Raw genomic sequence first — 24233 nt, 5'->3', positions numbered from 1 at the left:
CTTGCCATCATACCAAAAAGCAGGGAAACGTTTTCCCTGGCTGCCATTCGGTCGTTGCAATGTCTGGTGATAAACCTTACTTAGGGGCACTTCCTCCTTTTACAAGGTGCATTGCTGGCTTTGCCTGGCGGATGCCGCCGCCAGGCACGGTCCATCAGCTGCCGATGCGTCCGCCGTCGTTCTTGGTGATCACGATGGTGGCCGAGCGGGGGCGCTTGCCGGCGCCATAACCGGCGTTGGCCGGCCACTGGCTCGTGTATTTGGACGGATCGCCGATATTTGCCAGCTTGGTGTTTTCGCCCGGATGCTGGATGTTGATGAACATGGTCTTGCCATCGGGCGTTTCACTGATGCCCGTGATTTCCGAGCCGACCGGCCCCACCAGGAAGCGCTTGAGCGTGTCGGCCGTGGGTTTCTTGCCGATGAAGGTGTCGACGGCCAGGCTGCCGCCGGCCGCCGTCGCGTAGTTCAGGGTCGACTTGGCGCCGTCGCCGACCTTGCCGGGAATGGCCGCCAGCATCATGCAGTTGGTCACGTCCGTGTACGCGCCATCGTCCGTCTGGATCCAGCAGATGCCCGTGTAGGGACTGAAGGCCAGGCCGTCCGGGCTCGAGAAATCCTGGTCGGCCGTCAGGTTCGACAGGTTGATCTTGCTGGCGTCGGCGCCGCTCTCGGCGCCAAACAGGTAGACGTCCCACGTAAAGCTGGTGGCCGCGGCCGCGCCCGTGCCTTCCTTGAAGCGGATGATGTGGCCGTTCGGATTGCCGTTTTGCGCGCTGCTGCCCTTCATGTCCGTGTAGGCGCGCGGGTTGGCGCTGTCCGGCGCCAGCTGCGACGAGCCGCTCGGATTGACGGTGCGGTTCGAATTGTTGGTCAGCGTGTAATAGATCTCGCCATTCGCCGGGTTGACCGAGCACCATTCCGGACGGTCCATTTTGGTCGCGCCCACGGCGTCGGCCGCCAGGCGGGCATTCACCAGCACGTCGGCCAGGTCGGCGAACTTGTAGGCGCTGTAGGCCTGGATCTGCGCGTTCGACATGGCCAGCTCGATCCACTGGCCCGTGCCGTCGGCGGCCAGCTTGGCCACGTACAGCTTGCCCGAATCGAGGTATTTGTCGCCGGTGGCGATACGGTCAGCCGGGTTCGCATCGGCGGCGGCCCAGACGGCCGTCGTGACGAATTTGTAGATGTACTCGTTGCGCGAATCGTCGCCCATGTACACGGCCAACTGCTGGCCCACGGCCGGCACGCTGAAGGCGGCGCTTTCGTGCGCGTAGCGGCCCAGCGCCGTGCGCTTGCGGATGGCTTTGGTTTTGTCGTACGGGTCCATCTCGACGATGTAGCCCATGCCGTTCAATTCATTGCGGTAGTCGTCGCTGCCGTTGGTCGACGCGCCGATCTTGCTCAGATTCCAGCGCGCGTACTTGTCGTCGCTGCCGCCCGTTTCCCAGCCGTGGCGCGAGGCGCCGCCCTGGCTACGGCCATAGCGGTTCAGCGACACGACGGATTTGTCGCCGCGCGCCGCATTGTCGGTGGCCGAGCGGGTGAAGTAGCCGGCCCAGTTTTCTTCGCCGGACAGGTAGCTGCCCCAAGGCGACTTGCCCGTGCCGCAATTGTTGATGGTGCCGCGCGTCTTGGTGCCGGTCGGCGAATACTTGGTCACCACAAGGGCGTTGCCGCGCACGGGGCCGGCAAGCTCGATGTCCGTCAGCGGCGTGACGCGGCGGTTGAAGGCGGAATCGTTGACGGTGGCCCAGGCGCTGCCCGTCTTTTTGACTTCCACCACGCTCAGGCCGTGGACGGCCACTTCCTTGTCGACTTCGGCGGCAGGGCGGGGCAGCGAGGTGGTGCCGCCATTGACGTGCAGGAAGTGCGAGGACAGTGTTTCGTCCGTGGTCGCTTCGTGGTTCATCGCCAGCAAGCCCCGTTCGGCGCCGGACGCCAGCGGCGCACCGGCGGCGGACAGGCCGTAGTATTCCATGCCGTCGTGGTGGTCGCCGGCGCGGTTGTCGAAATCGGTGTCGCTGCCGTCATTCTTGTACGCTGGCGTGGCCGCGCGCAGCGAGTCGCCCAGCGCATACAGGGCCGTGGCCGTGTAGCCGGCTGGTACCGACACGACGTCGGCCAGGCTTTTCGGCACGGCCGTGAAGGCCAGCAGTTTTTCGGGTGTTGGCGTCGGCGTGACGGCGATGGCGTCGCTGCCGCCACCGCAGGCGGACAGGCCCATCGAACCCATGACGGCGGTAGCGGCCGTGACGGCGCTGCCGCGCAGCCAGTTGCGGCGGCTCAGGCGGGCGTTCAGGATGCTGTTGAAATGGTTGTCGTGGGACGCGTTGCTGTCAATGTCGTTCAGATCGGTGGCGCTGATGGCCAGATCGTTGGGCTTGTTCATGGGCTGCGATGTCCTGTGGTTGCGTGATTTAAAGGCAACCGGATGATAATCAGCTAATGTGACAGCGCCATGTCAGCCTGATGACAAAACAATGACAGGCCGCCGGCCGGGCGGGCCGCGTCAATGACGGGCCCGCCCGGTCAGGCAGCCTTGGTCTTACCTGGCCTGGCGAAAACCGCGTTCCACCAGCAAGAGCATGCCGCCGAAGATGGACAGGTTCTTCAGGAAGTTCGTCAGCTGGTCCTGGAAGTGGGCCGCATCGGCGCTCCAGAAGGCGTGGAAGATTAGCGTCGTCGGGATCAGGAACAGCGCCAGGGCCAGCGCCGCCCAGCGCGCCTGCCAGCCCGTGATCAAGAGCAGGCCGCCGCCCACTTCCAGCACGATCACGCCGACCAGCAAGATATTGGCGATGGGCAAGCCCTGGCTGGCCATGTAGCCGGCCACACCGGCAAAACCGCCGATTTTCAGCAAGCCCGAGACAAAGAACAGCACGCCAAGGGCGGCACGACCGAGGGGGAACAATACGTTGCTTCTGTTTTCCATGATTTTCTCTTTCGTTGTATTTATCAATTATTTAGGCAGGTCGAAGAGCAGGAATTCCGCATCTTCCGGCTGAGTGATGATCACGGCCGCTTCCTGCGTCAATTTCAGCGCATCGCCCGCTTTCAAGGGCGTGCCGTTGACAACCAGGCTGCCGCGGATCAGATGCACATAGGCGAGGCGGCCTTCGTCGAGCGCATGTTCGGCCTGTTCGCCCTCCTGCAGGATGCTGGCGTAGATGGCCGCATCCTGGTGGATCAGCACGGAACCCTGGCGGCCGTCGGAGGAGGCGATCAAACGCAGCTTGCCCCGTTTGCTGTCCGGCGTGAAGTGTTTCTCTTCATAGCTGGGGGGGATACCCGTCACGTTCGGCTGGATCCAGATCTGCAGGAAGTGCAAGCCATCCGTTGCCGAGTGGTTGAACTCGCTGTGGCGCACGCCGCTGCCGGCGCTCATGCGCTGCACATCGCCGTAGTGCAGGACGGAACCGGTGCCCATGCTGTCCTTGTGTTCCAGTGCGCCGTCGAGCACATACGAAATGATTTCCATGTCGCGGTGGCCGTGCGTGCCGAAACCCTGGCCAGGCGTGACCCGGTCTTCATTGATCACCAGCAGGGGGCCAAAGCCCATGTGCAGCGGATCGTGGTAGCTGCCGAAGGAAAAGCTGTGGTGGGAATTGAGCCAGCCGTGGTTGGCGGCGCCGCGTTCTTCGCTATGACGAATCTGTAACATGGTGGACTCCGTTTCTATAAGTTAATGTGCGATAATTTCGAAGAACCGTTGCCTGGCGCTGTGCCGTGGCCTCTGCCATTCGCTGTACGATGAACAAAGTATAGACCCCTGTTTCGAGAAAGAAAAACGGAAAATCTTGCGACCTATGATCGAAAAAATCGAATGTTAAGACTGAGCCTGGAAGCCCTGCAAATCGTTGACGCCATCGACCGCCGCGGATCGTTCTCGTCGGCCGGCAAGGAGTTGCATAAAGTCCCGTCCACCATTTCCTATACGGTGGCCAAGCTGGAAGACGACCTGGGCGTGCAGGTATTCCAGCGCAATGGCCCGAAAGTCATGCTGACGGCAGCCGGCCAGGAATTGCTGAAAGAGGGACGTTATCTGTTGAAGGCGGCGCAGGATCTCGAGCACCGCGTGCGCAGGGTGGCATCCGGCTGGGAAACGGAATTGTCCATCGGCATCGATTCCATGTTTTCCGCCGTGGCCCTGGCCGACGACGTGCGCGCCTTTTACGACGTGGCGCAGCAGACGCGCCTGCGCCTGTCGCAAGACACGCTGTCGGGCACGTGGGAAGCGCTGCTGGACCGGCGCGCCGACTTGCTGGTGGGCGCGCCCGGTGACGGGCCGGCCGGCGGCGGCTATATCGCGCAGCCGATCGGCATGCTCGACTTCGTCTTCACCGTGGCGCCCACGCACCCGCTGGCCCAGGTGCAGGAACCGTTGTCGCGCGGCCACCTGCAGCAGCACCGGGCCGTGGTGGTGGCCGATTCGGCGCGCCAGATGGCGCCGCGCACGGTGGGCTTGCTGCTGGGGCAGGATGCCTTGAGCGTGCCGAACATGCAGGTCAAGTTCGATTACCAGGTGCTGGGGCTGGGCTTTGGTTTCCTGCCGGGGCCGTGCGCGCGGGCCGCCATCGCGCGCGGCTTGCTGGTGGAAAAGGCCGTGGAAGAACCGAAACCGTCGGAAACGTTTTACCTGGCCTGGCGCGTGGGCGAGGACGGCGCCGCATTGCGCTGGTGGATGGCGCGCATGCGCGAACCGGATGTGTTTGCACGTCTGGCGCAGCATCTGCCGGGCCATTCGGCGTAGGTCTTAAAATGTTGACATACGCCAACATTTTTAAGTTACCATATTCGCAGTATTGCAATTGTATTTCTTGCCCGACCTCCACGCCCCACAGTGGGATTTTGATGATTACACACACCGCAGCGCCCCTGATATCTTCCCCTGACCTGGCCCACGAGTGGGGTTGCCATGCTTGAGGCGAAGGTTGCGCTGTGCCTGCGCCTGGCCCAGGATGCCCGTGAACAGGCTGGGCCGCAGCAGGCCGCCACCCTGGCGCGGCTGGAGGAGGAACTGGAGCGGCTGCGCGGCGCCAGCCGCCCCGTGGTGCGCGTGGCGCCCCCCGACGCCTTGCTGGAAATCGATCCCGACGGCTTTTTGATCGGCTGGAACCATGGCGCCGAACAGATGTTCGGCTATTCCGAACTGGAAGCGCTGGGCCAGCACATCCTGTTCCTGTATCCGGAAGACGACGCGGAAGCGAGCGTGCTGGAGTTGCATTTCACGCAGGGCGACGTGGCCACCGATGTGCGCCGGCGCAAGAAGTCGGGCATGGTGACGTGGTTGCGCATGCACCGCCACGTGATCCACGACCAGGCCGGCAAGGCCTGCGGCATGGCCGTGCGCCTGTCTGCCATGAGCGAGCCGCTGTCCGACGTGGACAAGGTGAGGTTGCACGCGCGCATCATCGAAGACAGCGAGCAAGCCGTGCTGATCACGGACGCGGAAGAGCGCATCGTCTCCATCAACAGTTCGTTTTCCCGCATCACCGGCTATTCGCCGGCCGAAGCCATCGGCCGCACGCCGGATTTGCTGCGCTCGGGCGTGCACGACCCGGATTTCCGCGCCAAGGTGCGCGCCGCCATGCGCGGGCACGGCTCCTGGCGCGGCGAAATCATCGGCAAGCGCAAGAATGGCGAACTGTTCCCGCAAGACGTCACCATCAGCGTCGTGCGCGACGAATTCGGCGAAATCAGCCACGTGTTTTCCCTGTTTTCCGATATCTCGGTGCACAAGGATGCCGAGGCGCGCATGCAGCGCATGGCCAACTACGACAGCCTGACGGGCTTGCCCAACCGCTGCCTGCTCAATCAATTGGTCGACCAGGGTCTGGCCGAAGCGAAACGCCAGGGCACGCATGGCGCGCTGATGGTCATCGACATCAGCCGCATCGGTTCCATCAGCGACACCCTGGGCCATGAAGTGGGCGACCAGCTGGTGATCGCCATCGGCCAGCTGTTCCGTGGCGCCCTGCGCGACGCCGACATCCTGGCGCGCGTCGACAACAGCAAGTTCGTCGTGGCGTTGTTGCATATCGAAAAGCGCGAACACGCGGCGAATGTGGCGCAAAAGCTGCTCAACCTGCTCGAGGCGCCGATCAATATCGATGCGCACGCGCTGCACGTGGGTGCCAGCATCGGCATCACCGTGTATCCGGAAGACGGCCTGGAAGCGCCGGCCCTGTTCCGCTTTGCCGACGTGGCCGTGGCCAAGGCGGGGCAGACGATCGAATCGACCTTCCTGTTTTACCGCGAAGACATGAACCGCCGGGCCAAGGAGCATTTGCGCCTGGAAAGCGAAATGCGGCTGGCCCTGGGCGACAAGGAGCTGGAATTGCATTACCAGCCGAAAGTGAGCCTGGCCAGCGGGCGCATCGTCGGCGCGGAAGCCTTGCTGCGCTGGAAGCATCCGATGCGCGGCATGGTCTCGCCCGGCCTCTTCATCCCCGTTGCCGAGGAAACCAGTTTGATCCTGGAACTGGGCACGTGGGTGCTGGACGAGGCCTGCCGCCAGATCCGCAACTGGGAAGACCGTGGCCTGCACATGCCGGCCATCGCCGTCAACCTGTCGGCGCGCCAGTTCGATGAACAGTTGCCGGCGCGCATAGCGGCCGTGCTGGAACGCTACGGCGTGCGGCCCGACCAGATCATGCTGGAAATCACGGAAAGCCTGCTGATGCGCGGCGCCGACAAGGTGATCGACATCATGAACCAGCTGGTGGCCATGGGCCTGGCGCTGGCGCTGGACGACTTCGGCACCGGCTATTCCAGCCTCGCCTACCTGAAAAAATTCCCCATCAGTACCTTGAAAATCGACCGCTCGTTTGTCATCGGCTTGCCGTTCGAGGAAAACGATTGCGCCATCGCCCGCGCCATCGTCACCATGGCGCAGCAGCTGCGCCAGGAAATCGTCGCCGAAGGGGTGGAAACGGCCGAGCAGATGCGCTTCTTGCGCGAACTCGGCTGCGACCAGTTGCAAGGTTATCTGTTCAGCCCGGCCGTGACGGCGGCCGAGTTTGAGCTGATGCTCGACGAAGGCCGGCAGTTGCGGCTGGAAGAGCTGGCCTGAGCCAGCGATTGTCAGACGGTTAGTCGTCCACGGAAACCCCGGCTCGCATAATACGATTCGGCGCCATTGTGGTAGACGAAGACCTGTTCATAGCGGCGGTCGCAAAACAGGGCGCCGCCCAGCGCGCGGATGCTGTCCGGCGTCGCGATCCAGCTTGACGTTTTCCGGTCGAATGGTTCCAGTTCCTGCAACTGGCGGTACTGCGTTTCCGTCAGCAGTGTGACCCCCATCGCCTGCGCCATGGCCATGGCGCTGCCGGCCGGCTTGTTGGCCTTGCGCGCGGCCAGGGCATCAGCATCGAAACATAGGCTGCGCCGGCCGAGCGGACTTTCTGCCGAACAATCGCAAAACGTGACGGCGCCCGTGTCGCCGGCGTGCCCGATGACATCCGGTTCACCGCCCGTGTCTTCCATTTGCTGCAAGACCGCCAGGCTGGTGGGAGCGGCGTTCAGCCGCGCCAGCACCTTGTCCCACGTCCATTGCGGATGGCGATGCATGTGCTGGCTGAAGCGGGTTTGCAAGGTGTGGATCAAGGCCTCATGCATGACGTGGCTCCCTGAAGTTTCAACGATAGGGTCGATTATAAGACGCGATGTGTGTCGGCGGCGCTCACCCCAGCCTGACCTTTTCCAGCAGGTAATCGAGCATCACGCGCACCCTGGCTGGCACTTGCAGGCCTGGTCCGACGAAGACGGCGTGCACGAGTTCCCTGTCGCCGGGATTGTAGTCCTGCAGCACTTCTATTAACTGACCTTGCGCAATGTCGCGCAGCACGTGCTGGCGTGAAAAGCGTCCCAGTCCCATGCCTGCCAGCACCAGCTGGCGCATGCTTTCGCCATCGCTGACGCAGGTATTGCCCTGCGGCGCCACTTGCACGGTGTTGCCCGCTGCATCGAGAAAGGGCCAGGTTTCGTTCTGGCAGCGGAAGTTGAAGGCCAATAAATTGTGTCCGGATAATTCTTGCGGCGTGCGCGGCAGGCCGTGCCGCGCCGCGTAGGCGGGCGAGGCCACCACGACCATCGCGTCTTCACCGAGTTTGCGCGCCACCAGGTTCGATTCCTTCAGCTTGCCCGTGCGGATGGCGATGTCGGTGCGGTCTTCCAGCAAGTCGACGATGGCGTCGCTGACGACGACGTCAAGCACGATGTCGGGATAGCGCTGCGCAAACTCGGGCAGGATGGGCAGCAGATGGCGCACGCCGAAGGGCACGAAACAGTTGATGCGCAAGCGTCCGCACGGCGCCGCACCTTGCGCCGCTTCGCGCTCGGCGCCGTCGATATCGTCGAGGATGCGCTTGCACTGCACGAAGAAGGCGTCGCCCTCGGGCGTCGTGTGCAGCTGGCGCGTGCTGCGCTGGAGCAAGCGGGTGCCCAGCCGCGCTTCCAGGCGGTTGACGAGTTTGCTGACGGCCGACGGCGTCAAGGCCAGACGGCGCGCGGCGGCGGAAAAGGCGCCCGTTTCCACCACGGCCACAAACACGGCCATCTCGAACGCGCGATTGATATCTTGCCTGGCCATTATTGAATCCATTTCACAGGTGTTTCCATTATTGGAGTCTATATCAAAAGCGTTTGCATCGATACACTGGCTGGCTTGAACTCTGCCGGAGAAATACCATGACCACCGCAAGCCCTGTTTCCACTTCAGCCAGCACCATGCCGCCCGGCGTGCTGGCGCTGGCCGTCGGCGCCTTTGCCATCGGCGTCACTGAATTCATCGTCGTCGGCATCCTGCCCACCATCGCGAAAGATTTGCAGATTTCCATCGAATCGGCCGGCTCGCTGGTCAGCCTGTATGCGCTGGCGCTGGCCATCGGCACGCCGCTGCTGGTGCTGCTGATGTCGCGCCTGCCGCGCAAGGCTGCCCTGCTGGGGCTGATGAGCGTGTTCCTGGCAGGTAACCTGCTGGCCGCCTTTTCCCACACGTTCGAACTGTTGCTGGTGGGGCGAGTCATCACGGCCGTGGCGCACGGCACCTACTTTGCCATCGGCGCCACCGTGGCGGCCAGCCTGGTCAGCAAGGAACAGGCGGGCAGGGCGATTTCCGTCATGTTTGCGGGATTGACCCTGGCCATGGTGATCGGCGTGCCGTTCGGCAGTTTTCTGGGCAACCTGATGGGCTGGCGCTTGCCCTTCTTTGCCGTGGTGGTCTTGGCCGCGCTGGGCCTGGGCGCCATGGCGCGCTGGCTGCCTGCCGGTTTGCAGCAGGGCAAGGGCGGCAAGGCCATGACGCAGCTGGCGGCCCTCGGCAGCGGTCCCATCCTGACGATGATGGCAATTACGACGTTCGGCTTTGGCAGCAGCTTTGCCGCCTTCACGTTCATCACGCCCATCCTGACGGATGTGACGGGTTTCTCCGCCACCATGGCCAGCGCCTTGCTGATCGTGTTTGGCGTCGCCACCTTTGTCGGCAACCTGGCGGGCGGCTACCTGACCAGCCACCTGGGATGGCAAAAGGCCTTGCGTGTGATGCTGCTGTTGCTGGCCATTACGCAAGCGGGCGTGGCGCTGAGCATCAGTTCGCCCTGGATGATGACGGCGATGCTGTTCGTCTGGGGCGTGTTCGCCTTCGGCCTGTCGCCCGCCCTGCAGGCCGGCATGCTGGCCACGGCCGAGCGCTACACGCCGCAAGCCGTCGATTTCGCCTCGGGCCTGAACATTTCCGCGTTTAACCTGGGCATTTCCTTCGGCTCCATGCTCGGTGCGCTGATGGTCTCGCGCCACATGATGGCGTCGTCGCCGTGGGCCGGGGTGGCGGCAGCCTTGCTCGCCTTGCTGCCGCTGGCCTGGCTGGCGCGCAGGAATGGGCTGCGGTCAGGCGCGGTAGCGCAGCGCCTCCACGAAGGCTGAAAACGCGGGCGTGGCCTGGCGCCGGTTCGGATAGTACAGGTGGTAGCCCTGGAAGGTGGGGCACCAGTCGGCGAGGATTTCGACCAGGCGGCCATCGGCCAGGTAGGGGGCCAGCAGCGGCTCGGGCACGTAGGCCAGGCCGATGCCGTCGAGCGCCGCATTGAGCACGTGCATGATGCTGTTGAAGACCAGCTGGCCTTCTGCCTTGACGGCAAAGGCTTGCCCATCCTTTTCGAATTCCCACGCGTAGATGGCGCCAGCGGGCCGGTGGCGGATATTCACGCAGGCGTATTCCGTCAGCGCATGCGGCGTCGCGGGTGCACCATGGCGCGCGAAATAGGCGGGCGATCCCACCACGGCCAGGCGCCAGTCGGGGCCGATGCGCACGGCGATCATGTCCTTGCTGATGGCTTCGCCCAGGCGGATGCCGGCGTCGAAGCGCTGCTCGACCACATTCGTAAAGCCGTAGTCGACCACCAGTTCCAGCGTGATGTCGGGATAGTCGTGCAGGAAGCCGGCCAGCATGGGCCGCAGCAGCAATTCGATATGGTCGTCGGTGCAGGTGACGCGGATGGTGCCCCTGGGCTTGTCGCGCAGCGCGCCCAGCGCCTCGACCTCGGCGGCGATCTGCTCGAACAGGGGTGCGATGGCCAGCATGAGCTTTTCACCCGCGTCGGTGGGCGCCACGTTGCGCGTGGTGCGCGCCAGCAGGCGCACGCCCAGCCGTTCTTCCAGGGTGCGGATGGTATGGCTGAGCGCGGACGCGGTGATGCCCAGCCTGGCGGCGGCCCTGGTAAAGCTGCGTTCCCGCGCCACGGCCAGGAAGGCTTGCAGATCGTTGACTTTGGTCTGGCTCATTGCTGAATTTTTCTCATAACTACATCAAGATTGTACCGGCTAATCAAAAGAGCATGCTTGCGTCAAGATGGTGCCCTGACTTTGAAAGGAGCATCAACATGCAACAACAGCAAGGCATGCCGCTGCACGCGCCGCAGGCTGGCGAACAGCCCGCGTTCTGGGGCGGCATCTTTGCCATGACCCTGTGCGTGTTCACCCTGATCGCTTCCGAATTCATGCCCGTCAGCCTGCTCACGCCCATGGCGGCGGATTTGCGCGTCAGCGAAGGCCTGGCCGGCTATGGCATTGCCATCTCGGGCGCCTTTGCCGTGCTGGCCAGCCTGTCCATTTCGAGCCTGGCGGCATCGATGAACCGCAAGACCTTGCTGCTGCTGTTGACGGGCCTGATGTGCGTGTCCGCGCTGGTGGTGGGACTGGCGACGAACTATGCGATGTATATGGCGGGGCGCGCGTTGATCGGCGTGGTGGTGGGCGGCTTCTGGTCGATGTCGGTGGCCGTGGCCATGCGCCTCGTGCCCAACGATAGCGTGCCCAGGGCGCTGGCCATCTTTAACGGCGGCAATGCGCTGGCGACCGTGGTGGCCGCGCCGCTGGGCAGCTATCTGGGCGCCAGCATCGGCTGGCGCGGCGCCTTCCTGTGCCTGGCGCCGGTGGCGCTGCTGGCGCTGGCCTGGCAGTGGCGCAGCCTGCCATCGATGCCGGCGCCGCCGCGTTCGCTGTGTTCTGCCCGCTCCGGCCAGCTGTTGCGCCTGCTCAAACGCCGCCAGGTCGCCCTGGGCATGCTGGCCGTCGGCGCGTTTTTCATGGGGCAGTTCGTGCTGTTTACCTATGTGCGGCCGTTCCTGGAAAACGTCACCCGCGTCGGCGTGCCCACCTTGTCGATGCTGCTGCTGGCGATCGGCGTGGCCGGCTTCATCGGCACGGCGCTGATCGGCGTGGTGCTAAGGCGCGGCCTGTACCGCACGCTGGTCGCCATTCCCTTGCTGATGGCCGCCATCGCGCTGGCCTTGCTGGCGTTCGGCGCCGAGGTCGCGCCCGTATTCGTGCTGCTGGGTTTTTGGGGATTGCTGGCCACGGCCGCGCCCACGGGCTGGTGGTCGTGGCTGGCGCAGACCTTGCCTGATGACGCCGAAGCCGGTGGCGGTCTGATGGTGGCCGTGGTCCAGCTGTGCATCGGCTTCGGTTCCACCGTGGGCGGCATCCTGCTCGATGGCTACGGCTTTCGCGCCACCTTCACGGCCAGCGCCGCGCTGCTCGTGCTGGCGGCGCTGCTGGCCCTGTGGACTTCCCGCTTGCACGGGGCGCAGACAAGGTGAACCGTGCGCCCTGGCTCATGAGTGCAGGGCGCACTGGCTGGACGGCGGTTTTTTCATGCGCTGCGCCATGTAGGAACTGCCCATCGACGCGGCCATGATCATGGCAATCGCCAGCCATTGCCCGGCACCGAGGCGCTCGTCGAGCAGGATGTATGCGAGCATGGCGGCCACGGCCGGTTCCATGCTGCTCATGATGCCGAACGCCTGCGGCGTCAACCGTTTCAGGGCCACCATTTCCAGCGAGATCGGGATGGCGCTGGAAATGAGGGCCACGCCCAGGCCCACGCCCAGCACGACGGGCGAGAGCAGGGCGGCGCCGCTGTGCATGACACCGACGGGCACTACCACCAGCGCGGCCATGGTCAGGCCCAGCGACACGGAATGGCCCGCATGCAAATGGCTGGCGCGCTTGCCGAAGACGATGTACGAGGCCCAGCAAACGGCCGCGCCCAGGGCGAACAGCACGCCAGTGGGGTCGAGGTTGCTGACATCGTGGCCGAGCGGCAGCAGCAATGCCAGTCCCGCCACGGCCAGGGCCACCCAGACGAAGTCGAGCGGGCGGCGCGAGGCCAGCAGGGCCACGGCCAGCGGGCCGGAAAATTCGATCGCCACGGCGATGCCGAACGGTATCGTGCGCAAGGCCATGTAGAAGCACAGGTTGGTCAAGCCCAGCGCGGCGCCGTACAGGGCCACCGTGCGCAGGTCGGCGCGGTTCAGCTGCCAGCGCCACGGGCGCCAGAACAGCAACAGCAGCAGGGCGGAAAAGCCCACGCGCACGGCCGTCGTGCCCTGGGCGCCCACCAGTGGAAACAGGCTGTGCTTGGCCCATGATGTGCCCAGTCCCAGGCAGGTGACGGAGCCGAGGATGGCCAGCAAGGGAATCAGCGAGGAATAGCGGCGTAATGGCATGGTGATAAAAGGCTTGATATCGGAATAGCGAAAGTTTATTGTGTCTGCTCCGAGTTTTGCACTGCAATTTGACCTTCATGACGCAACTTTCGCTCACGCCCTCCCTTGCCCTCGACGCCTTCGACCTGGCGATCCTCGACATCTTGCAGCGCGATAACACGACTTCGCAGCGCGAAATCGCCCAGGCCGTGCATTTGTCGGCGCCGGCCGTGCAGCGGCGCATCCGCCGCCTGCGCGAGAGCGGCGTGATCCGCAAGGAAGTGGCCGTGCTTGACGCCAGCCGCCTGGGCCGCCCCCTGATCCTGACGGTGGAAGTGCATTTGCACGACGAGCATCCGCAACGCACGGCCGCCATGCGCGCGCGCATCATGGCCGAGCCTGCCATACAGCAGTGCTATGGGATCACGGGCGAGGCTGATTATTTGTTGATCATCACGGCCAGCAGCATGGCCGAATACGAGGCGCTGACGGAACGCCTGTTCGGCGGCGACGACAATATTCGCCGCTACCGCACCTCGGTGGCCTTGACTTGCCTCAAGATGGGCTTGCACGTGCCGCTGGGCTAGGGCTTACTGCTCCTCGCGCTCCGCATCGCGTTCGCGGCAGCTCAAGGATGCGTAGTGGCCTTGCGGCAGCCGGGTCTTGATGGCCACCTCGTTCAGTGCATGTTGAATATCGACGGGGTCCGTCAGGGTGCAGCGCTGGGCGCTGGCGAACGCTTGCAGGTTTTGCGTGCTGCCGCGCACTTTCACCGTCACGCCGGCGCCGGGGCTGACGCAGCAGCCTATGTATTGCGTAATGTATTCTTCCTCGATGAGCACCAGTTCATGCCCCATGAAGCTGGCCGGCTTCTTCAGCAGGTAGTAATCGGTGTAGTCGAAGCGCTGCTGGGGGCGCTGGCTGATAAAACCTTCGCGCACATAGGCGCCGATGGCCTTGCCGGAGGTGCCTACTCTGTCCGTCGTGCCCTTTTTCAGGTGCAGGGCATGCCGCAAGCCCATTTCGAGCCCGGGATCGGTAGCGGCGAGGGCGCTGGCGCAACTGGCGGCCAGCAGAAGAGCGCCGAGCAGGCGGCGGGGGCGGCATGCAGGCATGAGAGTGATTTCTTGCATATATTCAGACGAAGGGGAGTAGGGGTGCAGTGTAGCCCACGCCGGCCCGTGTGCGTGGCACAATGCGTGATCCGCACGCCACGTGCCACTCATCCCAGGACTTTCATGACCCGCGCCCTCCTTGACCAAGCCCAGATCCATCCCGCCGCCCGCCCCTTGATCGGCAGCAAGCACAAGGACATCGTGCGCGAGGTGCAGGCGGCCATCGCCGCGCACCAGGTGGTGGTCGTCGGCATGGCGCTCAATCCGTTTCCGCGCAAGGCGCGCAAGATCCTCGACGTGCTGGGCACGCCATATCAATACCTGCAATACGGCAGCTATCTGAACCAGTGGCACCGCCGCAATGCCCTGAAAATGTGGACGGGCTGGCCGACATTCCCCATGGTCTTTGTCAACGGTGTGCTGATCGGTGGCGCCAGCGAGCTGCACAAGCTCGTGGAAAATGGCGAGTTCAGCGCCATGCTGGCCAAGAAGGTGCGCGAGTTTTAAGACCTGCCTTCTATTCTCCTTACTCGCCCGGCCGCCAAGGTGACTTGCGCGTGCGCAGCGGGTCGAGCAAGCTGCGCAAGTCGTTGTGATCGAGTTCGTACATCAGCGCGATTAAACTGCCCAGTTCGCCCGAGGGAAAGCCCTCGCGCGCGAACCAGCCCAGGTAGTGGCCCGGCAAGTCGGCCAGCAGCCGTCCCTGATATTTCCCATATGGCATTTCGCGCGTGACCAGCAGCGCCAGTTTTTCTGAATTCATGTTACTGCCCTCCTTTGCTTGCGGCGCAGTGTAGCAGACGGGCCGGGACGGCCGACACGCGTCAGTTTGTACACCGCGCGCGTGATTTGGTTCCATCGTATTGGGGCCGGCTTTCGCCAAATCAAACTATCATGCATTTCACTACGCGCAAGCGCCGTTGCGCCACATACTGTGTCGTCAGTGCGCCGTGACGCTGACATGCACGGGCAGCAGGTGGGCATCCGTGGTCATGGCATGAAAAGGGGCAAGAATGCGAACAGCTGTCGCACCGCGCCGCCAGCATTGGTGGCTGACACTCATTGCTACTTGCCTGGTCTTGGTGGTCTTGGCTGCGTGCCACCGTTCGGCCCCTGTGAATGGCGAGGATCCAGGCTGGGTAGAGCGGTCCGATACCAGGCATAAAATCGCGGTCGTGTTCGTGCATGGCATCTTTGGCAGCACGCGAGGTACGTGGACGGACGCGCATGGCGAGAGTTTTTTTCGCCTGCTCAAGAATGATGCCACGCTGGGACCGCAAGTCGATACGTATGCCTTCGGTTTCAGCTCCAACATCATGACTGGCGGCTCGCTTGATATCCGCGAGGCAGCCAACAAGCTGCAAAGCTATCTGCAGCCGTCCGGTGTGCTCGACTACCCGGCCATTGTGTTTGTAGGGCACAGCATGGGCGGGCTCGTCATCATGCGCTATCTGGCCAATAATCTGGACAAGGCCCCCGCGCTGGCTGAAAAAGTGCCGCTGATCGTTTTGTTCAGTGCGCCGATGGAGGGAGCACAGGTGGCGCAACTGGCAGCGCTGGTGGCGAGCAATCCTGCGCTGTCGAACTTGCGGCCAGTCGACAGCAATGACATGCTCAAGCAGCTTAGCGACGATTGGGCCAGCCTTGCGGCCAAGCCGCGCGTCAGCTGTGCCTATGAAACGGCTGATGTGGGGGGCGTGCGCATCGTGCAGTGGGGAAGCGCGACGCGCGTGTGCGACGGGCGTCCGGTGGCGATCGATAATGCGGATCACATTTCGCTCGTCAAGCCCGATCGGGCTACGCATCCTGCCTACATGTTTCTGTCCGGGCAGTTGACCGAGCATGTGTTGCCGTTGCAGATGAGTGCCCAGCTGGAGCTGCCCGATTTTCAGCGTGACGAGAATAGTTATATTTTCACCTTGGGCACGCCCGAGGAAAATGCCCGACTGATGAATACGGGGCGTGCCCGCATGAAGTACTGGATCGGGGAAAAGTCCAGCCGTTCCTTGCTGGTTTCGCCTGGCGCAAGTCCGCAGCTGATCAATGGCAACTCCACTGAGTTGCTGACCGTGGCGCTGCGCGTCGATGCCGATGAAAACGCCTACGAATTCACCTTGAAAAGCGATTTGCCCTCGGAGCAAACGGTGCGCGTGCTGGTGCCTGACTTGTCCCGTCTGCGCACGGGCCACCAGCGCAATGCCATCAAGGTGACGACCGGCCTGGCCCAGTACCTGGGCGATCCTGCCAATGCTGAAAAAATCGCGGCATCACAGCACGATCCCGACGAGCTCAATGCGCAACTGGCGGCTGTCGCGCACGCCGCTCTTGGCGAGCCCATCAAGCGCTTGCCCAGCGCCGAGCAATGGCTGCTGACTGCAGACCTGCTGGCCGCCGCCAATCTGAGGAGCATTGCTTCCGCGGCGCTGGCGCAGAGCGCCGGCATCGATGCCTTTTACCTGCAGGCAGAAAAGGAACTGCGCGGCAAACTGCTGGCACAAGGCCGCGCGGAGTTGCTGCTACGTTCAGGCGCCGTGGATGGGCTGCGTGAGCCTTCGCCCGATGGGGATCCCGACAAGCCGCACAGCGCAGGCCAGGCCGAGCTGGTGTCGTTCATGCCTGCCATTCCGGAATGGCTCGACACCGTTGCTTACCGCGACTCGTCGCTGCAACTGGTGCGCAACATGGAGAAAGTCGCCTCGCTGCGGCAGGACGCGGCCACCTTGGAAGTGGCGACGGTAAAAATGCCGGTCGATGCGGCACGGGACGTCATCCTGCGGGCAGAGCGCGAACGCTTTCCACACCTGCCTGCCGCGCAATGGCGCAATTTCGAATCCCCCGCCGCCAAGGCGGAGCGGCGGCGTCCCAGCCTGCCGGAGCTGGATCCGCGCGAAAAGGCGAAAAAGATGGAAAAGCTGGAGCCGCGCAGCAGTCACGGTAACAGCCCTCTGTCACGCTGACAGCCTATCCCAGCAGTAGATGTATTGATCTGCCGGGACGGCGGCTGCCGCTCTATCCATGGCCCGGCACTATTAATTATTGATTGGAGCGCAACTATCTTCTGCCTGCGGAGGTATTTTTCGAAACAAAGAAAGCCCCGATACTGCAAGCCTCGCATTTGCATCCACCTATATCGGAGTCTTTCATGCCCATTGCCTTGCTCGCGCTGACCCTCAGCGCATTTGCCATCGGAACCACCGAGTTTGTCATCGTCGGGCTGTTGCCCACCATCGCCGCGGACCTAGGCGTCAACCTGCCCTCGGCCGGCTTGCTGGTCAGCCTGTATGCGCTGGGCGTCGCCGTCGGCGCACCCGTGCTGACTGCCCTGACGGGCAAGATTCCCCGTAAAACCTTGCTGTTGTCGCTGATGGTCCTGTTCACCCTGGGGAACTTGCTGGCGTGGAAGTCGCCGGGCTACGAGACCCTCGTCATCGCCCGCATCCTGACGGGGCTGGCGCATGGCGTATTCTTTTCCATCGGCTCGACCATCGCCACCTCGCTGGTGCCGAAGGACAAGGCCGCCAGCGCGATTGCCATCATGTTTACGGGCTTGACCGTGGCCCTGGTGACGGGCGTGCCGCTGGGTACCTTCATCGGCCAGCATTTCGGCTGGCGCGAAACCTTCCTCGCCGTCTCGGCCCTGGGCCTGGTCGCCTTCATCGGCAGCCTGCTGTACGTGCCGTCGACCATCAAGCACAGCAAGCCTGCATCGTTGCTGCAGCAAGTGCAGGTGCTGGGCCAGCCGCGCCTGTTGCTGGTGTACGCCATGACGGCCGTCGGCTATGGCGGCTCCTTCATCGCCTTTACGTATCTGGCACCGATTTTGCAGCAAGTGTCGGGCTTCAGCGCGGGCGCCGTGGGCGTGGTGATGCTGGTGTATGGCGTGTCCGTGGCGTTCGGCAATATCTGGGGCGGCAAGCTGGCCGACAAGAAAGGTCCTGTCAGCGCCCTGAAACTGATCTTCCTGCTGCTGGCGTTGGTTTTGCTGCTGTTGACCTTTACTGCGCCGCATCCCGTGCTCGTCGTCATCACCGTGCTGCTGTGGGGCGCCGTGGCTTTCGGTAACGTGGCTGGCCTGCAAGTGTATGTGGTGCAGCAAGCGGAACACTTCACGCCGCGCGCCGTCGATGTGGCTTCGGGCCTGAACATCGCTGCTTTTAATCTGGGCATCGCCGGCGGCGCCTGGGGTGGCGGCCTGATCGTGGAACACCTGGGCCTCGTGCATACGGGCTGGATCGGTGCGCTCGTCGTGCTCGGGGCGTTCGGCTTGACGGCCTTGAGCGGCAGGCTGGACCGGCGCTATCCCATCCCCGTGCGTGCCGGCGGCGAAAAGTCGATCCATGCGGTGGGGCACTAAGCCAGCTTGATCTGCCAGTAAGTTTCTGGCAGAAAACATCAAAACGGGCGAGAATGGCGTTTACTTTCTTCTTGCCCATACTTCCCATGTCCGATACAGCAACGTCACCGCTGCGCCTGCGCGCTGCCATCAATCCGAAACCGCTGGGCGTCGCCCTTTTGCTCATCGTGCTCGGCGCCTGGTATTTGGCGCAAACCGTCGGCGCCACGCTGTCCGCGCTGTATGTGGTGGGCGCCTTGCTCGGCGTCACCCTGTATCACGCGGCCTTCGGCTTTACGTCCGCCTGGCGCGTCTTTATCGCCGATGGCCGCGGCGACGGCTTGCGCGCGCAAATGCTGATGCTGGCCGTCGGCGTGGCGCTGTTCTTTCCCGCGCTGTCGGCCGGCAGCCTGTTCGGTACGCCCATCGCGGGCCTGGTGTCTCCCGCCGGCACCTCGGTGATCTTCGGCGCCTTCATCTTCGGCATCGGCATGCAGCTGGGCGGCGGCTGCGCTTCCGGCACCCTGTACACGGTGGGCGGGGGCAGCACGCGCATGCTCATCACCTTGGCCGCCTTCATCGTCGGCTCCGTGATCGGCACGGCGCACATGCCGTTCTGGACGTCGCTGCCGCAGCTCCAGCCGATTTCCCTCGTCACGACCCTGGGCCTGGTGCCCGCGCTGGCGCTGAACTGGATCGTCTTCGCGTTGATCGCCGGCATCACGGTGCTGGTTGAAAAGCGCCGCCATGGCAAGCTCGTCGCCACGCCCCTGCGCCCGGCGCAAGCGTCGCCCTGGCTGCATGGTCCGTGGCCGCTGGTGGCGGGCGCCGTTGCCCTCGTCGTGCTGAACTTCGCCACCCTGGCGTTGTCGGGCAAGCCATGGGGCGTGACGTCCGCGTTTGCCCTGTGGGGCGCCAAGGCCGCGTCCGTGGTCGGCATCGACACGGCCAGCTGGGCTTACTGGTCGACCAAGGCCAATGCGGCCGCCCTGGCCGCGCCGATCACGCAAGACAAGACGTCCGTGATGGACATCGGCATCGTGCTGGGCGCCATGCTGGCGGCGGCGCTGGCCGGCCGCTATGCGCCCGTGTGGCGCATCCCGCGCCGCTCGATCATCGCCGCCATCGTCGGCGGCTTGCTGCTCGGCTACGGCGCGCGTCTGGCCTACGGCTGCAATATCGGCGCTTATTTCAGCGGCATCGTCTCGGGCAGCCTGCATGGCTGGCTGTGGCTGGTCTGTGCTTTTCTGGGCAACGTCATCGGCACGCGTTTGCGTCCGTGGTTCGGCCTGGAAGTGGAGCGCGTGAAACGCAGCGGCTGCTGATGCCTGATTGACCGGGGGCATTGCTGTACGCTTTGTTGTATATTGCTGCCCCTGTTCACCTTTGCCGCCAGCGCAACGTTCATGTCCCCCCTCATCCTGTTTGCCGTCGTCCTCGCGTATTTCCTGATCCTGCTGGGCGTGGCATGGCGCACCTCGCGCCATGCCACCAATGACAGTTTTTTCATCGGTAACAAGGATAGCAACTGGATGCTGGTGGCCTTCGGCATGGTCGGCACGACGCTTACGGGCGTGACCTTCATCAGCGTGCCCGGCGCCGTGGGCAGCAATGGTTTCGGCTACATCCAGCTGATGATCGGCTATGTGCTCGGCTACTTGGCCATCACCTTCATTTTGCTGCCGCTGTACTACCGGCTGCAGCTGACCTCCATCTACCGCTACCTGGAACTGCGCCTGGGACGGCGCTCCTACCAGAGCGGGGCGGCGTTTTTCATCGTGTCGCGGCTGCTGGGCGCCACGGCGCGGCTGTATCTGGTGGTCAATATCCTGCAGGCGACCATCCTCGACAGCCTGGGCGTGCCATTCTGGCTGACATCGTGCGTCGTGCTGCTGCTGATCCTGCTCTACACCTATGAAGGCGGCGTCAAAACCATCGTCTGGACCGATACCCTGCAAACGGCATGCATGCTGGCCGGTCTTGTCATCTGCAGCGTGTTTTTATTGCGCGCAATGGACCTGTCCCTCGTCGACAGCCTCGAGCGCATGCGCGCGCAAGGTCTCACGCGCATCTTCACCGTCGACCCGGACAGCCCAGCTTATGTGTGGAAGCACATTCTTGCCGGCATGTTCATCACCATCGCCATGACGGGCATGGACCAGGAGATGATGCAAAAGAACATTTCCGTGCGGACCTTGCGCGACTCGCAAAAGAATATGCTCAGCCTGACCGTGGTGCTGACCGGCGTGCTGCTGCTGTTCCTCTTCCTCGGCGGCTTGCTGCACCTGTACGCGCCGCTGGCGGGTGTGACGGCCACGGGCGACAAATTGTTCCCCGCCGTGGTGCTCGGGCACTTTCCGGCCGTGGTGCAGCTGATTTTCTTTATCGCCCTCATTTCCGCCCTGTTTCCCAGCGTGGATGGGGCGCTCACCGCCCTGACGTCCACCTTCTGCATCGACATCCTTGGCGTGCAGCGCAGGCAGGATTTGACTGCGGCGCAGCAGATGCGCTGGCGCCGCCGCGTGCACCTGGGGTTTGCCGCGCTGTTCCTGATCCTGATCATGGCCTTCAAATGGCTGGACGACCCCAGCATGATCGGCGTGATCCTGAAGCTGGCCAGCTATACCTATGGTCCATTGCTGGGCCTGTTTGCCTTCGGCTTGCTGAGCCGGCGCGGCGTGCGCGACCGCTGGGTGCCGCTGGTGGCCGTGGCGGGGCCGCTGCTGTGCGCGCTGATCGAACAGGAGCAGGCGCTGCTGTTCGAGCATTACCGCATCGGCCTGGAGTTGCTGATCCTGAATGGCGCCCTGGTGTTGGGCGGCCTGTTCCTCATTTCCACGCCGCCAGGGCAGGGCGGCCAAGGCGCGGAATACTTGTCAAAATAAGACGAATCCGAAGACGATCACGGCCATTTTCAGCTATATTGATTTCCTTTAGGTATATAACCTCACGGAGCATCAATGTCACTCAACCCCTTCCCGCCGCTACGCCGCGGTTTTGGCGCATTCTGGCGCGCGCTGGACGCCACCCGCCGCGCGGTCATCAATCTGATTTTCCTGCTGATCGTCATCGCCATCCTGATCGCCATCTTTGGCGGCGGCGCCAAGCCTCTGGCGGAAAAGACCACGCTGGTGCTGGACTTGCAAGGCCCGCTGGTCGAGGAAACCCCGGGCGGCGTGCGCGAGGCCGTGCTGGCCAATGTGAGCGGCGAAGTCAAGAAAAACGTGCAGCTGCGCGATGTGCTGGCGGTGCTCGACACGGCGGCCAAGGACAAGAACATCGGTTCGATGGTGATCATGCTCGACGAATTGCAGGGCGGCGGCCTCGCTTCGCTGCGCGAAGTGGCGGCCGGCGTGGAACGCTTCCGCGCCACGGGCAAGAAAGTCACGGCCTGGGGTTCGAGCTATAACCAGCGCCAGTACCTGGTGGCGGCCAAGGCCGACGAGGTATTCCTGCACCCGATGGGCGGCGTCATGCTGGAAGGCTTTGGCCGCTACCGCAATTACTACCGCGACGCGCTCGATAAAGTGGGCGTGACGGTCAACCTGCTGAAAGTGGGCACGTATAAAAGCGCGGCCGAGCCTTTCATCGCCAACGGCCCGTCCGAAGCGGCGTCCGAAGCGGACCGCTACCTGAACAACGGCCTGTGGACCACCTACACGACGGACGTGGAAAAGGCACGCAAGCTGCCGGCCGGCGCCATCATGCAATCGATCGATGCGCTGCCAGCGCTGATGACGGCCGCCGGCGGCGACCTGGGCAAGCTATCGCTGGACGCCAAGCTGGTCGACGGCCTGAAAACGCGCGACGAACTGCGCCAGTTCATGATGGCGCGCGGCGCGAAGAACACGGAAGGCACGAATTTCCGCCAGGTGAACTACACCGATTACCTGGCGCGTTTGCGTCCCGTGCACATTGGCGACGCCGTCGGCGTGGTCATCGCCTCCGGTGAAATCGGCGACGGCATCGCGGCACCGGGTTCCATCGGCGGCCTGTCCACCTCGCGCCTGATCCGCCAGGCACGCGAAGACAAATCGATCAAGGCCATCGTGCTGCGCGTCGATTCGCCGGGCGGCAGCGCCTTCGGCTCGGAACTGATCCGCCGCGAACTGGAATTGACGCGCGCCGCCGGCAAGCCGGTGGTCGTCTCGATGGGCAATGTGGCCGCTTCCGGCGGCTACTGGATCAGCACCTCGTCCGATGAAGTCATCGCCGACGCGGCCACCATCACCGGATCCATCGGCGTGTTCGCGATTCTGCCGACGGCCGACAAGGTGGTGGAAAAGCTGGGCATCCACACGGCCGGTTCGCCGACCACCTGGCTGGCCGACGCGGGCAACCCATTGCGTCCGCTCGACCCCCGCTTTGCGCAAGTGATCCAGGGCTCGATCAACCACGTGTATGGCGACTTCCTGAACCTGGCCGCCAAGGCGCGCAAGACGACGCCGGAAAAGATCAATGAAGTGGCGCAGGGCCGCGTCTGGACGGGCTTGCAGGCGAAAGAGCGCAACCTGGTCGACCGCATCGGCAGCTATGGCGATGCGCTGGCCTCGGCCGCCAAGCGCGCCAATCTGGGCGCCGACTACCGCGTGACGTACCTGGAACAGGAAACGTCGAACGTGGACCGCCTGATCGGCATGTTCGGCTCCAAGGCCATGGCCTCGCTGGGACTGGGCGAACACGTGAAGCTGGGCCTGGCCACGACCGGCTTGCCGGCCGACGCGGCGCTGGGCATGGCGCAGGACCTCTCCTGGCTGTCGGGCATCACGCGTGAACACAAACCGTTCATGGCCCTCACGCACTGCCTGTGCGAGGTGCCCTTGGGCAGCAAGTAATCGCAGTAGTGATATGACCTCAAGCCGGCTTCGCCCGGCTTGTTTTCCTTGAGGAGCGCAATATGCCAAGCGACATGAATACACACACTGACAACGCGATCACCATCCGCCCTTGCGCCAAGGGCGATGAAGCAGCGCTGGCGCTGGTGGGGCAGGCCACCTTCCTGGAAGCGTTTGCCGGCATCCTCGATGGCGCCGACATCATCGCCCATTGCCAGCGCCAGCACGACGTACAACTGTACCGCGACTGGCTGGCGCTGCCGGCCATGCGGCTCTGGCTGGCCGAGGCCACGCCGGGCGGCGCACCCGTCGGCTATCTGGTGCTCAGCCCCGCCAGCCTGCCGGTGGCGGATCCGCGCCCGAATGACCTGGAAATCAAGCGCATCTATCTGCTGCACCGTTTCCAGGGCCAGCGCGTGGGCCAGCGTTTGATGCAGGCGGCGCTGAGCCAAGCGCGCGCCGCCGGAGCGGGGAGGGTGCTGCTGGGCGTGTACGCTGAAAACCATGATGCGCTGGCGTTCTATGCGCGCTGCGGCTTTGCGCAGGTGGGCCGGCGCACCTTCCGTGTGGGCCGCACCGACTACCAGGATGTCATCCTCGGCATGACGCTGTAAGCGCAAACGGCCCGCGTGGCGCCAGGTCAAGCCGGCTGGCGGGAGATTTGTAGCGAGTTTGTATCTGCATGCGAGTCGCCCGCGCGCCGCTGGCGCCGGGGCGCGACGCCCGCCAAGCCTGATTTTTCCACCGTTTCCCCACAGTGGCGGCCCACCTGCCGGCCCGCCCGATCCTCCCATCTCTGCCTGGCTGTGTGTAATTGTTTCAAGTAGAAATGAAACAGTTACATGACTATGCTAGAGTCGTTTGACGCTAGGGAGCGATGTTTTTTCAGCTGACTTTCAGCTCTTGACTCCCCCGGCTTTTTACCGAAACAACCCCGAAAAACGGTCGTTCGGCCTGAGTGTGT

The 24233-nt window shown here is 63.7% G+C and carries 21 protein-coding genes; 12 read left to right on the top strand and 9 right to left on the bottom strand.

Annotation, left to right across the window (positions count from 1 at the left end; genetic code table 11):
• Window positions 1-154 precede the first annotated feature (154 nt).
• From KO539_RS02095 to KO539_RS02085, 3 genes are all read right to left on the bottom strand, one after another.
• Window positions 155-2392, bottom strand: a complete 2238-nt coding sequence (locus KO539_RS02095) for a PhoX family phosphatase (RefSeq protein ID WP_219307113.1) — start codon at window positions 2390-2392, stop codon at window positions 155-157.
• 156 nt (window positions 2393-2548) lie between these two features.
• Entirely contained in the window at window positions 2549-2935 is a 387-nt protein-coding gene (locus tag KO539_RS02090; RefSeq protein WP_099400387.1) for a DoxX family protein, read from the bottom strand.
• A 27-nt stretch (window positions 2936-2962) separates the two neighbouring features.
• On the bottom strand, window positions 2963-3664 hold the full coding sequence (locus KO539_RS02085) for a pirin family protein (RefSeq protein WP_176388373.1): 702 nt from the start codon (window positions 3662-3664) through the stop codon (window positions 2963-2965).
• A gap of 162 nt (window positions 3665-3826) precedes the next feature.
• Between KO539_RS02085 and KO539_RS02080 the strand changes: the two genes are divergently transcribed.
• A complete protein-coding gene (locus tag KO539_RS02080; protein WP_046683873.1) occupies window positions 3827-4753 on the top strand; it encodes a LysR family transcriptional regulator in 927 nt (308 codons plus the stop codon).
• A gap of 165 nt (window positions 4754-4918) precedes the next feature.
• On the top strand, window positions 4919-7075 hold the full coding sequence (locus tag KO539_RS02075; protein ID WP_035820474.1) for a bifunctional diguanylate cyclase/phosphodiesterase: 2157 nt from the start codon (window positions 4919-4921) through the stop codon (window positions 7073-7075).
• 11 nt (window positions 7076-7086) lie between these two features.
• On the opposite strand, the gene KO539_RS02070 is transcribed toward KO539_RS02075, so the two are convergent.
• Window positions 7087-7620, bottom strand: coding sequence for a DUF4256 domain-containing protein (locus KO539_RS02070; RefSeq protein ID WP_219307111.1), 534 nt, complete (start codon window positions 7618-7620; stop codon window positions 7087-7089).
• 64 nt (window positions 7621-7684) lie between these two features.
• A complete protein-coding gene (locus tag KO539_RS02065; protein ID WP_219307109.1) occupies window positions 7685-8593 on the bottom strand; it encodes a LysR family transcriptional regulator in 909 nt (302 codons plus the stop codon).
• A 98-nt stretch (window positions 8594-8691) separates the two neighbouring features.
• Between KO539_RS02065 and KO539_RS02060 the strand changes: the two genes are divergently transcribed.
• Window positions 8692-9924, top strand: a complete 1233-nt coding sequence (locus KO539_RS02060) for an MFS transporter (protein WP_219307108.1) — start codon at window positions 8692-8694, stop codon at window positions 9922-9924.
• Here KO539_RS02060 and KO539_RS02055 read toward each other — a convergent pair.
• Window positions 9889-10782 (bottom strand): LysR family transcriptional regulator, encoded by an 894-nt coding sequence (locus KO539_RS02055; RefSeq protein WP_219307107.1) that lies wholly within the window; start codon window positions 10780-10782, stop codon window positions 9889-9891. The genes KO539_RS02060 and KO539_RS02055 overlap by 36 nt on opposite strands.
• 98 nt (window positions 10783-10880) lie before the next feature.
• On the opposite strand from KO539_RS02055, the gene KO539_RS02050 reads away from it, so the two are divergent.
• The gene (locus KO539_RS02050) at window positions 10881-12098 is read left to right on the top strand and encodes an MFS transporter (protein WP_374106312.1); all 1218 of its coding nucleotides are present in this window, start codon (window positions 10881-10883) and stop codon (window positions 12096-12098) included.
• A gap of 15 nt (window positions 12099-12113) precedes the next feature.
• Here KO539_RS02050 and KO539_RS02045 read toward each other — a convergent pair whose 3' ends face one another.
• Complete coding sequence (locus KO539_RS02045) at window positions 12114-13007, bottom strand: DMT family transporter (protein ID WP_219307106.1); 894 nt, start codon at window positions 13005-13007, stop codon at window positions 12114-12116.
• A gap of 77 nt (window positions 13008-13084) precedes the next feature.
• On the opposite strand from KO539_RS02045, the gene KO539_RS02040 reads away from it, so the two are divergent.
• Window positions 13085-13573 carry an Lrp/AsnC family transcriptional regulator gene (locus tag KO539_RS02040; RefSeq protein WP_219307105.1) on the top strand — a complete coding sequence of 163 codons (489 nt, stop codon included), beginning with the start codon at window positions 13085-13087 and terminating at the stop codon, window positions 13571-13573.
• Window positions 13574-13576: 3 nt separating this feature from the next.
• Here the strand turns inward: KO539_RS02040 and KO539_RS02035 are convergent, their stop codons facing one another.
• A complete protein-coding gene (locus KO539_RS02035) occupies window positions 13577-14101 on the bottom strand; it encodes a hypothetical protein (protein WP_219307104.1) in 525 nt (174 codons plus the stop codon).
• A 123-nt stretch (window positions 14102-14224) separates the two neighbouring features.
• Between KO539_RS02035 and KO539_RS02030 the strand changes: the two genes are divergently transcribed.
• On the top strand, window positions 14225-14608 hold the full coding sequence (locus KO539_RS02030) for a glutaredoxin (RefSeq protein ID WP_035820452.1): 384 nt from the start codon (window positions 14225-14227) through the stop codon (window positions 14606-14608).
• A 19-nt stretch (window positions 14609-14627) separates the two neighbouring features.
• On the opposite strand, the gene KO539_RS02025 is transcribed toward KO539_RS02030, so the two are convergent.
• Window positions 14628-14864, bottom strand: a complete 237-nt coding sequence (locus KO539_RS02025) for a DUF3820 family protein (RefSeq protein WP_034749909.1) — start codon at window positions 14862-14864, stop codon at window positions 14628-14630.
• A 250-nt stretch (window positions 14865-15114) separates the two neighbouring features.
• Here KO539_RS02025 and KO539_RS02020 point away from each other — a divergent pair, with 250 nt between their 5' ends.
• The 6 genes from KO539_RS02020 (at window position 15115) to KO539_RS01995 (ending at window position 23883) form a co-directional block, all read left to right on the top strand.
• Entirely contained in the window at window positions 15115-17058 is a 1944-nt protein-coding gene (locus KO539_RS02020; protein WP_225241940.1) for a triacylglycerol lipase, read from the top strand.
• 185 nt (window positions 17059-17243) lie between these two features.
• On the top strand, window positions 17244-18455 hold the full coding sequence (locus KO539_RS02015; RefSeq protein WP_219307102.1) for an MFS transporter: 1212 nt from the start codon (window positions 17244-17246) through the stop codon (window positions 18453-18455).
• Between the two features lie 86 nt (window positions 18456-18541).
• Window positions 18542-19759 (top strand): YeeE/YedE family protein, encoded by a 1218-nt coding sequence (locus KO539_RS02010; protein WP_219307101.1) that lies wholly within the window; start codon window positions 18542-18544, stop codon window positions 19757-19759.
• An 81-nt stretch (window positions 19760-19840) separates the two neighbouring features.
• Window positions 19841-21319, top strand: a complete 1479-nt coding sequence (locus KO539_RS02005; protein ID WP_219307099.1) for a sodium:solute symporter — start codon at window positions 19841-19843, stop codon at window positions 21317-21319.
• Between the two features lie 75 nt (window positions 21320-21394).
• Window positions 21395-23269, top strand: a complete 1875-nt coding sequence (sppA, locus tag KO539_RS02000) for a signal peptide peptidase SppA (protein ID WP_219307097.1) — start codon at window positions 21395-21397, stop codon at window positions 23267-23269.
• Between the two features lie 74 nt (window positions 23270-23343).
• Entirely contained in the window at window positions 23344-23883 is a 540-nt protein-coding gene (locus KO539_RS01995; protein WP_219307095.1) for a GNAT family N-acetyltransferase, read from the top strand.
• The last annotated feature ends 350 nt before the right edge of the window (window positions 23884-24233 follow it).

The sequence above is a fragment of the Janthinobacterium sp. NKUCC06_STL genome (genome assembly GCF_019345455.1).
In the GTDB taxonomy this organism is placed as follows: Bacteria; Pseudomonadota; Gammaproteobacteria; order Burkholderiales; family Burkholderiaceae_D; genus Janthinobacterium; species Janthinobacterium rivuli.
Note: the sequence above shows the minus strand (reverse complement) of the source record. Positions and strands in the feature narration are given on the sequence as shown.

Coding starts and splice junctions, on each gene's coding strand:
- KO539_RS02080 (WP_046683873.1), top strand. CDS start 3,827: ATGTTAAGACTGAGCCTGGAAGCCCTGCAAATCGTTGACGCCATCGAC.
- KO539_RS02025 (WP_034749909.1), bottom strand. CDS start 14,864: ATGAATTCAGAAAAACTGGCGCTGCTGGTCACGCGCGAAATGCCATAT.
- KO539_RS02060 (WP_219307108.1), top strand. CDS start 8,692: ATGACCACCGCAAGCCCTGTTTCCACTTCAGCCAGCACCATGCCGCCC.
- KO539_RS02070 (WP_219307111.1), bottom strand. CDS start 7,620: ATGCATGAGGCCTTGATCCACACCTTGCAAACCCGCTTCAGCCAGCAC.
- KO539_RS02020 (WP_225241940.1), top strand. CDS start 15,115: ATGCGAACAGCTGTCGCACCGCGCCGCCAGCATTGGTGGCTGACACTC.
- KO539_RS02065 (WP_219307109.1), bottom strand. CDS start 8,593: ATGGCCAGGCAAGATATCAATCGCGCGTTCGAGATGGCCGTGTTTGTG.
- KO539_RS02010 (WP_219307101.1), top strand. CDS start 18,542: ATGTCCGATACAGCAACGTCACCGCTGCGCCTGCGCGCTGCCATCAAT.
- KO539_RS02035 (WP_219307104.1), bottom strand. CDS start 14,101: ATGCCTGCATGCCGCCCCCGCCGCCTGCTCGGCGCTCTTCTGCTGGCC.
- KO539_RS02030 (WP_035820452.1), top strand. CDS start 14,225: ATGACCCGCGCCCTCCTTGACCAAGCCCAGATCCATCCCGCCGCCCGC.
- KO539_RS02075 (WP_035820474.1), top strand. CDS start 4,919: ATGCTTGAGGCGAAGGTTGCGCTGTGCCTGCGCCTGGCCCAGGATGCC.
- KO539_RS02085 (WP_176388373.1), bottom strand. CDS start 3,664: ATGTTACAGATTCGTCATAGCGAAGAACGCGGCGCCGCCAACCACGGC.
- KO539_RS02015 (WP_219307102.1), top strand. CDS start 17,244: ATGCCCATTGCCTTGCTCGCGCTGACCCTCAGCGCATTTGCCATCGGA.
- KO539_RS02040 (WP_219307105.1), top strand. CDS start 13,085: ATGACGCAACTTTCGCTCACGCCCTCCCTTGCCCTCGACGCCTTCGAC.
- KO539_RS02090 (WP_099400387.1), bottom strand. CDS start 2,935: ATGGAAAACAGAAGCAACGTATTGTTCCCCCTCGGTCGTGCCGCCCTT.
- KO539_RS01995 (WP_219307095.1), top strand. CDS start 23,344: ATGAATACACACACTGACAACGCGATCACCATCCGCCCTTGCGCCAAG.
- KO539_RS02050 (WP_374106312.1), top strand. CDS start 10,881: ATGCAACAACAGCAAGGCATGCCGCTGCACGCGCCGCAGGCTGGCGAA.
- KO539_RS02045 (WP_219307106.1), bottom strand. CDS start 13,007: ATGCCATTACGCCGCTATTCCTCGCTGATTCCCTTGCTGGCCATCCTC.
- KO539_RS02055 (WP_219307107.1), bottom strand. CDS start 10,782: ATGAGCCAGACCAAAGTCAACGATCTGCAAGCCTTCCTGGCCGTGGCG.
- KO539_RS02005 (WP_219307099.1), top strand. CDS start 19,841: ATGTCCCCCCTCATCCTGTTTGCCGTCGTCCTCGCGTATTTCCTGATC.
- sppA (WP_219307097.1), top strand. CDS start 21,395: ATGTCACTCAACCCCTTCCCGCCGCTACGCCGCGGTTTTGGCGCATTC.
- KO539_RS02095 (WP_219307113.1), bottom strand. CDS start 2,392: ATGAACAAGCCCAACGATCTGGCCATCAGCGCCACCGATCTGAACGAC.